We start from the raw sequence: 8,402 nt of genomic DNA on the forward strand, positions 1-8,402 counted from the left end.
TTCCTTATATAGTAAAAATGCTATTGTATAGACAATCTCAAACTGTCCATACAATAGCATTTTTCTTTTCGTGCGTTACACTTCGAACTCGCTCCATGAACGTTACTTTTGCAGTTAACTCAGCCCAGGCACCCTCACGGCACCCGGAAGGTTCTGCTTAGTGCTGCTTCGTTCCCGACCTGACACGGTTCACAGATTCCCGTCGCGTGAGACCCAAACATCAACGCCACTTTCAAAAGGCAGCTCCACAAATAAAAGCCCTCCGTGTAACATCACCCCTACTATAGCGGATTGTAGGTACAAGGCACCGCTAACGCCCCGGCTGCACGAGTCTATATTATACTCTCCAGACAGTACATTTGTCAATGCTATTCATCGAAATCGATAAATTCTATCACTTCGTCCAAAAATAGTTTTCCATTCAGATGATCAATCTCATGACAAAAACACTTCGCAAGTGCTCCTTCTACCGCAACAATCTTCGGATTGATCAGTTTCAACAGTCCGTCGCCCATATCCTCTATCAGACATTTCACTTTCTCATCAATTACCGTAACTTCTTTGCATTGTTTTCTTAAAATCTCATCATCAAACATTCTAAGCTGTCTTACTGCCATCTTCCATCACCTCTTGCAAAAATCAGTCTTCGTTGCATATATATTATTATAGTACGCTTCTTTTTCAACTTCAACCAATAATTGTGTATGCAATTCAGAATGTCATTTCGACTCCGCTTTTCGTTTTTCCCTCAACTCTTTAAAAAAATTCCTCATCAACGCACTGCATTCTTCTTCCAACACACCTATTTCCAATTCCACCTGGTGATTGAATTCTTCCATCTGTAGTAAATTCAGAATCGATCCCGCACATCCTGCTTTCGGATTCATACATCCTACAACAACCTTCTTCATTCTGGACTGTACAATGGCCCCCGAACACATCTGACACGGCTCCAATGTAACATACATTGTACAATCCTCAAGCCTCCAGTCGTCCATTTTCTTACTCGCCTTTTTGATTGCCATCATCTCCGCATGCGCAATCGTATTTTTGTCAATTGTTCTGCGATTATATCCACGTCCGATAATCTTATCTTCGTAAACGATCACGCATCCAATTGGAACCTCTCCAAGTGTATATGCCTTTTTTGCCTGCTTGATCGCCTCTTTCATATATTTTTCATCTTTGTTCATCATACACTCACCTTTTGTATCTTCCAACTTCAAACTCCCAAATAAAACTCGTTCTTAATTATACTGATTTCTTCTAAATCTGTCGACACCAATATCCAAAATCATCAAATGTATTCTTTTCTTCTACCGATAATTCAAGATCCGCATCCATAACACGATGAAATTGCGGAAACCCAAATGCTCTGGCTGCTGCTCGCTCTTTTTCATGATAAATTCCAGGCACACCAATCCAGCGGTTTTCCCCTTCCTCAATATACAGGAGATGGTGGTAATTATAAAATCCATGCAGCAAAAAACTATTGTTTGCCAAATGCCACTGTGTTCTCGGTAATCTTGCAAGATCCTGTCTTTGAATTTTCTCGTATGTTCTTGTCTTCGGTGGTATATACGCTTCTACCTCCTCCGTAAACTCCTGCTGTTCCACTAGTTTTTCCACATGCTCAATCAAGCTCTCTCGCTCTTTCGTCTCTTCTGTCGTAAGTTCCAACGCCGTCTCTGCATTTCCTCTCATATCTTTTAATTCTTGTCTGTCCTCTAATGCATCTTCTGCCATTTCCTCTGATATCTCTTCCTCATTCTCCTCTTCTGTATCTTCTCTTCCCCCCTGCACTTCTCTGTGTTCAGTCACCATATGTTGTATATCCGCTGCTTCCTCTTTCCACATCGCAGCGTATGTTTTCCCAGAATTGTTTTGCAAAATCAGTCCCGCAAGCTCTTCAAACACTTCTTTTCCTCCTGCGTCCTGCGGCTCGAACTTTAAAATATAATTAATCACCGGAGCTACATCTTCGATTACTCCTTGCGGAATTCCTATACATTCCTCTCCTTGCGTATAAAACACAAATACACCCAATTTCTTTTCCTGTCCAAAATCAAGGTTCTTTCCATGTATCTGAATTGCACATTTATCCACTCGTTTTTCTAACTTTATAAAACCAACATTTCGGGTCCTGTTTCCATTTTCATACTCGTACAAATACCGGATGATCTGTTTCATAAATCTCATTCCTTTCTTACTTCTATAAGACACTTTATTCATCTTTCAAAAAGAAAAGAACCAAAAAACGGCAGCATACCGCTGCCACTTTTCTATATGATTGCATTCATCTCCTGGTATAGTCTTTTCGCATAACTGTCTGTCATTCCACAGATATAGTCCGTCACAAGTAGAAGTCTTAAATACAATCTTTCCTGCTCGCTTTTCCCTTGCGCATGACAGTGGTATGCACTCTTATAGTTTTCCGAAATAAACGAAATAATTCGTTTATTGGTCTCACTCAACTCTGTATCCGTATCGTAATCAATTGCCGCCTTTACGAACTTGTCCAACAGAAAATCAAGCATCACAGCCTCCGACATCTCCATCTTATAAATAACCGATGTAGAGAACACATGTCGATATGCGATATCTCCCAAAAGATTCATCAGCTTTTCCCCATATGTCCCATGAAACAAATCATAGCAATATGTCCCACTCATAATTTTCTCATAGTTCGAAGTAAATCCATCCGTCGCACAATTGATCAAAAATCCCTGCATCTGCACAATCCAGTTCTTTACCGCATACTCCTCCGGATTTTTCACCTTTCGCCGCTGCCCGCTCGCATACTTTGCTTCCAATTTCTCCAACGCATGAAAAGAATATTCATTTTCCTCATTTGCAAGAGAAACTAACTCCTCTTTCAACTGATGATAAGAAAGAAATCCTTTCACAAACGCATCTTCAATATCCGCCGTCTTATAAGCAATATCGTCTGCTGCTTCCAAAATATAGGTCAGCGGATGGCGCTTTCCGTTCGTTCCGGTGGTCTTAGCAATCTCCTCATAAAGTTCCTGATCTGCATAGTAATATCCAAGCTTTTTATCCTTGATATTTCCTGTTGTCGTATCGATTTCCAAAGAAGATACCGGATATTTCACGATTGTCCCAAGCAGGGCATACGTCAGATTCATCCCATACTCATCCACAAGATAGTGCAGCTTACTGACAAGTCTGAGCGCCTGCGCATTTCCTTCAAAATGGTAAAAATCTTCTCGCATCTGCTCATCCAACACCTGCTCAACACTCTGTCCACAAAATGTCACAACTGGAAGGTTCCTCTTAAACCAATCGCGGATCACTGTCTCACCAAAATGTCCAAATGGTGGGTTCCCAATATCATGAATCAAACCCGCACACTGTAAAATATTGCAAATCTCCTCTTTCATCTTCGGCGTAAAATTCAAATCCTTCTGATATGCCAAAATCGATTCCCCAATATTTTGTCCCAAAGATTTTCCAAAAGAGGACACTTCCAAAGAATGTGTCAGCCTCGTCCGAATAAAATCACTTTTATCCAAAGGGAATACCTGTGTTTTGTCTTGAAGCCGCCGAAATGATGCACTCCCAATAATCCGGTGGTAATCCTTTTCAAACTCACTTCGTAGATCTGCTGTCTTATTTCCCCCTCCAAACTCTCTGTTCCTTTTGCTGGATAATAATTGATTCCACTTCATACTTTCACCCCTTCCCTTCACGCAAACTGTTTGCATTAATCCAGATAGATTGGCGGATCATAATCTTTTCCAAGCAGCGCCTTCTTCCGCTCCTGATACCCTAGAAATGCCCACTCCGTCATATCTGTCCATTTATGTTGTTCCTGATCATACACTTGCACATAACCGATTCGCTTTGGATGCATACGCACACTGTTCGTCTGATATTCTTTTCCAGTATACGGATTAATTTCTCCAAGAATCGGTATTTCTGACTCTTTCATCTCTGCCACTTTCTTTGTATCTGGAGTCCGAAATTTCGGCTTTCTTATATATCCTCTGATTCCACTAAAACCACTCTTCTTTTCCTCCACTTTTTTTGGTATCTCTTTCATCGGTTCTACTACTGGCTCTAGCTGAAGTTCTTCACTCATTTTCACAAGCTCTCCAACAGTAATATCACGCTCTGTGACACGGTTCTCCGATTTAGTTTCCGATGGCTTTTGTGACGATTCTGCCGTGTTTTCTTTCCTCACTTCTCTCTCAGCCAGCTTTGGTTGTTCTTCCGTCACAATCGTCTCCACCTGTTCCATAATGCTCAACTGAAAAGAACAGCCTAATATCTCTGCAATCATACGCATGTCCTGTTCCTGAAAATTATCTCTTTTTAACCGTTGTGTCATGTTCTGTCTAGACATATTCTTCCCGGTTCGTTTTTCAATCTGCTCTGCCAGCTCTTTGATCGTCATCCCCTTACGACTTAAGATAATTTTCACCTGTTCACCAAATGTCAGATTCTCCATGTCCGTTTCCTCCTTAGTAACTCTCTTCCAAATACTCTTCCAAAGTCATACCTGATTCCATAATTTTCTTTGCATCTTCCTCACCCACATACCGGTAATGCCAAGGCTCATATATAATTCCCGTTTCAGCGGTTTTCTCCGGTGGATAGCGCAGAATAAACCCATACTTATAACAATTTTCTTCTAGCCATTTTGCCTCTTTTGTCTCCGCCTGCTTTTCATCCAATTCCGAATATTGATTGGAAATCAAATCAAGTGCAAGTCCAAGCCCATGCTCACTTGTCCCTGGAAGTGCAACGCTCAATTTGGTATCCTCATATGCCTCCCAATAGTTCAACCCAGTATTCAGCCGTTCCTGTACAGAAAGATTAAAAACTTGTGTCTGTTTTTCAATAGAGCGATACGCTGAACAGATAATAATGTTCATCCCTTCTGCCTCTGCTGCCTTCAGCATACTGTTGAGCGGCTCTGCAATTCTAGAATCCACACTATATCCTTTCGCCACCTCCGTGAGTTCCGGCACATATCCATCTTCCATCGGATGAGAAGAATTTACCAACACCATATTCCACGGCAATTCTTTTTCTTCCTCCTCATATTCCTGATGTACCCGCTCCAACTCTCTTTGAACTTCTTTCGTTTTTTGCCTCTCTTCCTTTCGCACCTCAGCTATTGTCTCTTTCGTCCGTTTTTCCGTTTTTTTCTTCTGTCTCATACCACCAAATACAGTCCCCAATATCAATCCAAGAACGAGACACCCTACACCGACAGCCATAAGCTGTCTCTTTGTTCTCCGTATTCGTTTTACTTTTCTCTCCACCAAACTGCTATAATATCTCCACATTTTGGAACTTCGCATACCCTTCTCCTCTTTGTTTCTATAATTCAATCTTTTCTATCGTGTTTGAAAATTCACCGCAATTAGAACAAACCGCAATTTTACAAGGAATATCAGCAACTTCGTACTCCTTAAAATAATATTTCTGAGGAAATTCTTCTGGTTGTTTTATCAGATATGGATTCCCCTCTTTTGAAAACGCAATCTCAAACTGATCTAATCCTAATTTCATGCCAAGCCTAGTTGCTTTCATAAAACTTTCCTTCAGCACCCAGTAGCGATAAAACTCCTCTGCTCTTTCCTCTTCCGTATTCTGCTCCAAGATTCTTTGAAATTCGGACGTACAAAAAAAACGTCTGGCAACATCCAGCCTAACCTGTTTGACACCTTCGATATCGCACCCAAGATACGTCGCATTGCTTTCAATATCCGTAATGGAACAAAGTGCATAATGTCCTGAGTGAGACAGGTTAAAAACCAGATCTTCTGATATGTCATATGCTTCTCGCATCTGCTCATATAATATCCATACCCCTATGCTCAAAGCTTTTCCTTCCTGACATATAATCTTATCCGCCTTTTCCTTACGAAAATCTGGAACTTTTTTGTAGTATTGTAAATATTTTTCTTTCTTCAATAAAGATGTTACATCTGCAACCCATGTTCTAATCATATGTTCAACTTCCTTCATATGCTATAATACCATATGTTATTATTTTTTTTCCATAGAAATTTATTTATTTCTATACTAAAAAGGACAGATTTTTCTCTGCCCTCACTTCATAACCTTGTTTCGCAATTTTCCCCATATAAAAATCTGAAAGTACATATACGCCTTGTCAAATACAAACACCCCCGCCTGTGCTCCGATCAAGACAATCCAAAACATCTTTTCTACTGCTTCTTCTGCCAAAATCAAAGTCGGAAAAATAAGCAGCACCGGAATAAACATGGCATTAAAGATTATGTATTTTCCAATCCACACCGCAACTGTCTTTTTCTGAATCTTGGAACTTTGGGCAACCTTCTCCCAAAGGATCTCGCTCAACACCAAATAAATCCCCATTGCAAGAAATGTAATACAGTACAGACGATTCGGCGCCACAATCAGCCCCACCACAAAACTTGCTGCCAAAAACGCTGCGCCTGCCTTGATTCCCCATTCCCGCAATACAATCCCGACACAGAATGCTGCCGCTGCGATCAGGAACAGGCTGCTTGTCTCAATCACTGCACTCAACACAAGTAAAATGACCGCAAATGCTGCGAGCACTCCTGTGAATGCCATTTTTTTCGCATTTACATGCATGAGCAAAGATCGCCTCCCATACATTCGCACAGTGTGTCTGCACACCATAAATCACAACATAAGTTTCCCGTTCCATACGATGGACGACCATAGCCATATCCCGTATTCTGATAACGCTGTCCTCTAAACTGCAACTGATTTGCATAATTTACATATTCCATATTGTTCGGCTCCATTGCCGCCGCCTGTTTCGCATGATCTACCGCCACAAGATTATTTCCCAAACCCATGTTGGCTATCGAACTGTAATAATACCACATCGCATTTCGATTCGGTATATTAGAAAGCACATTTAATGCCTCCCGGAAACGCCGTGTATTAATATAGTTTCTTGCCGCCTGAAGTTCCACAGTCTCCTGACCGCCTCCGGAATAAGACTGCTGCTGACCACCTGTATAAGATCCGGAAAAACCGCCTTCCCGTTCCTTCATAATCTGATCATACGCTTCCTGAATCTCTTTAAACTTTTCCTCTGCCAACCCTGACAGCGGATTGTCTACATACGAATCCGGGTGATACTTTCTGCTCATCTCCCTGTATGCTCTTTTTACTTCATCGTTACTTGCACTTGGTGAAACACCTAACACCTCATATGGATTTGCTATCATAATCTTCTATTCCTCTTCTTTATTTTTTTCCAACTGCTTTTTATCATACTTTTCCCACACGCCTACATACAAAATATTCCTCAGTATGTCCGCATCTTCAATACATGGCAGACGTTCAAACTGACTGGTACATTCTGCCAACACATAGGTCATCATCTCTTTGCATCGCTCATCAAAGTCCGGTTCCCCGTACAACGAAATCAATGCGTTATAACTGCCATTTTCCAAATCTTTCTCAACATCGTCATACGCATCTAAAATATAGATAAACTTTCCAAGATAGAATCCCATCCTACGCAGAGTTTTGGTCCACACATCCTGTCTGTAAGTCAATAGTTCTGCCATCAACTCTCCAAAATACCTTGCCGTAATATCAATATTCTCTTCTTCCTGCTCCTCACATGTCTGCAGTTTTTTTAGGCATCTTCGAATTATCCTGCATTTCTTTGGATATTTTTTTTCAATCTCAAGATATGTCTTTCGGAATGCCCGAACTCCAACAAGTCCCGCCTTGCTCTTCTCATCTTTCCAATCATCTGCAAAATGAAAATAGGTCAGCACAATATTCATATCTGCCGCATATTCCGTAATCTCATTATATAGCATCTTCTGCTTTTTCGCCGGATGCACCACACATCGGTGTTCCTCAAGACTCATGTCACTCTCATAAAGAGAATGTAACAGAATCACAAGAAATGTCATATCATAGGTCAACGTCAACTGTCCTAAAAATCCATGCTTTTCTCGTAAGACTTTGCACAGTCCACAATAATACGCCTTATATTTGTAAAAATCTTTCATCTTCAGTTCCGGCTTAGACGCTGTCACATATCCAAACAAGATTTTCCCTCTTTCCAATTAAATCATTCTCAAAAAGTAGCATTGACATTTGCATATCTCGCTTATTATATCATACTCTGATTTTCTTTTGGAGTATTTTACAAATATTTTATGATTATATGGGATATTTGCAAAAAAACAAGATATCTTAGCCTCTAAAGCTACGATATTTTGTATATTTAACTTTATTTTAGTATGGAAGAAAAATAACAGAAAATACCATAACTCAAACTTCCCACACCAATAAGGTGTGATTAACCTTGAAAATTCAATATTTCAGCCAATTAAAAAGGCATAAATACGTTCCTTTGGTATAATGGAATTGTCGAAAAACCA

General features: G+C 40.4%; 10 protein-coding genes and 1 other RNA gene. All 11 read right to left on the bottom strand.

The window, feature by feature from the left end; genetic code table 11:
* Positions 1–68 precede the first annotated feature (68 nt).
* An RNA gene (gene ffs / locus ACTQXY_RS00585) (signal recognition particle sRNA large type) lies at positions 69–330 on the bottom strand.
* 38 nt (positions 331–368) lie between these two features.
* Positions 369–617: a peptide deformylase gene (locus ACTQXY_RS00590; protein ID WP_441657840.1), complete on the bottom strand. Its 249-nt coding sequence runs from the start codon at positions 615–617 to the stop codon at positions 369–371.
* 102 nt (positions 618–719) lie between these two features.
* On the bottom strand, positions 720–1,193 hold the full coding sequence (tadA, locus tag ACTQXY_RS00595) for a tRNA adenosine(34) deaminase TadA (protein ID WP_441657847.1): 474 nt from the start codon (positions 1,191–1,193) through the stop codon (positions 720–722).
* Positions 1,194–1,266: 73 nt separating this feature from the next.
* Positions 1,267–2,190, bottom strand: a complete 924-nt coding sequence (locus tag ACTQXY_RS00600; RefSeq protein ID WP_441657841.1) for a DUF6128 domain-containing protein — start codon at positions 2,188–2,190, stop codon at positions 1,267–1,269.
* 92 nt (positions 2,191–2,282) lie between these two features.
* Positions 2,283–3,689 carry a deoxyguanosinetriphosphate triphosphohydrolase gene (locus tag ACTQXY_RS00605; protein ID WP_441657842.1) on the bottom strand — a complete coding sequence of 469 codons (1,407 nt, stop codon included), beginning with the start codon at positions 3,687–3,689 and terminating at the stop codon, positions 2,283–2,285.
* 35 nt (positions 3,690–3,724) lie between these two features.
* Positions 3,725–4,471: a hypothetical protein gene (locus tag ACTQXY_RS00610; RefSeq protein WP_441657843.1), complete on the bottom strand. Its 747-nt coding sequence runs from the start codon at positions 4,469–4,471 to the stop codon at positions 3,725–3,727.
* A gap of 13 nt (positions 4,472–4,484) precedes the next feature.
* The gene (locus tag ACTQXY_RS00615; protein ID WP_441657844.1) at positions 4,485–5,330 is read right to left on the bottom strand and encodes a D-alanyl-D-alanine carboxypeptidase family protein; all 846 of its coding nucleotides are present in this window, start codon (positions 5,328–5,330) and stop codon (positions 4,485–4,487) included.
* Between the two features lie 19 nt (positions 5,331–5,349).
* Positions 5,350–5,982, bottom strand: coding sequence for a 4'-phosphopantetheinyl transferase superfamily protein (locus ACTQXY_RS00620; protein WP_441657845.1), 633 nt, complete (start codon positions 5,980–5,982; stop codon positions 5,350–5,352).
* Between the two features lie 102 nt (positions 5,983–6,084).
* Entirely contained in the window at positions 6,085–6,618 is a 534-nt protein-coding gene (locus ACTQXY_RS00625; protein WP_441657848.1) for a hypothetical protein, read from the bottom strand.
* Entirely contained in the window at positions 6,609–7,226 is a 618-nt protein-coding gene (locus ACTQXY_RS00630) for a J domain-containing protein (RefSeq protein WP_441657846.1), read from the bottom strand. The genes ACTQXY_RS00625 and ACTQXY_RS00630 overlap by 10 nt, the downstream gene beginning before the upstream one ends.
* Before the next feature lie 6 nt (positions 7,227–7,232).
* Positions 7,233–8,066 (bottom strand): DUF5685 family protein, encoded by an 834-nt coding sequence (locus tag ACTQXY_RS00635; RefSeq protein WP_441657849.1) that lies wholly within the window; start codon positions 8,064–8,066, stop codon positions 7,233–7,235.
* Positions 8,067–8,402 lie beyond the last annotated feature (336 nt).

The sequence above is a fragment of the Faecalimonas sp. LCP19S3_D12 genome (assembly GCF_052121495.1).
GTDB lineage: Bacteria > Bacillota > Clostridia > Lachnospirales > Lachnospiraceae > Faecalimonas.

Coding starts and splice junctions, on each gene's coding strand:
- ACTQXY_RS00600 (WP_441657841.1), bottom strand. CDS start 2,190: ATGAAACAGATCATCCGGTATTTGTACGAGTATGAAAATGGAAACAGG.
- ACTQXY_RS00620 (WP_441657845.1), bottom strand. CDS start 5,982: ATGATTAGAACATGGGTTGCAGATGTAACATCTTTATTGAAGAAAGAA.
- ACTQXY_RS00625 (WP_441657848.1), bottom strand. CDS start 6,618: ATGCATGTAAATGCGAAAAAAATGGCATTCACAGGAGTGCTCGCAGCA.
- tadA (WP_441657847.1), bottom strand. CDS start 1,193: ATGAACAAAGATGAAAAATATATGAAAGAGGCGATCAAGCAGGCAAAA.
- ACTQXY_RS00605 (WP_441657842.1), bottom strand. CDS start 3,689: ATGAAGTGGAATCAATTATTATCCAGCAAAAGGAACAGAGAGTTTGGA.
- ACTQXY_RS00590 (WP_441657840.1), bottom strand. CDS start 617: ATGGCAGTAAGACAGCTTAGAATGTTTGATGATGAGATTTTAAGAAAA.
- ACTQXY_RS00615 (WP_441657844.1), bottom strand. CDS start 5,330: ATGCGAAGTTCCAAAATGTGGAGATATTATAGCAGTTTGGTGGAGAGA.
- ACTQXY_RS00630 (WP_441657846.1), bottom strand. CDS start 7,226: ATGATAGCAAATCCATATGAGGTGTTAGGTGTTTCACCAAGTGCAAGT.
- ACTQXY_RS00610 (WP_441657843.1), bottom strand. CDS start 4,471: ATGGAGAATCTGACATTTGGTGAACAGGTGAAAATTATCTTAAGTCGT.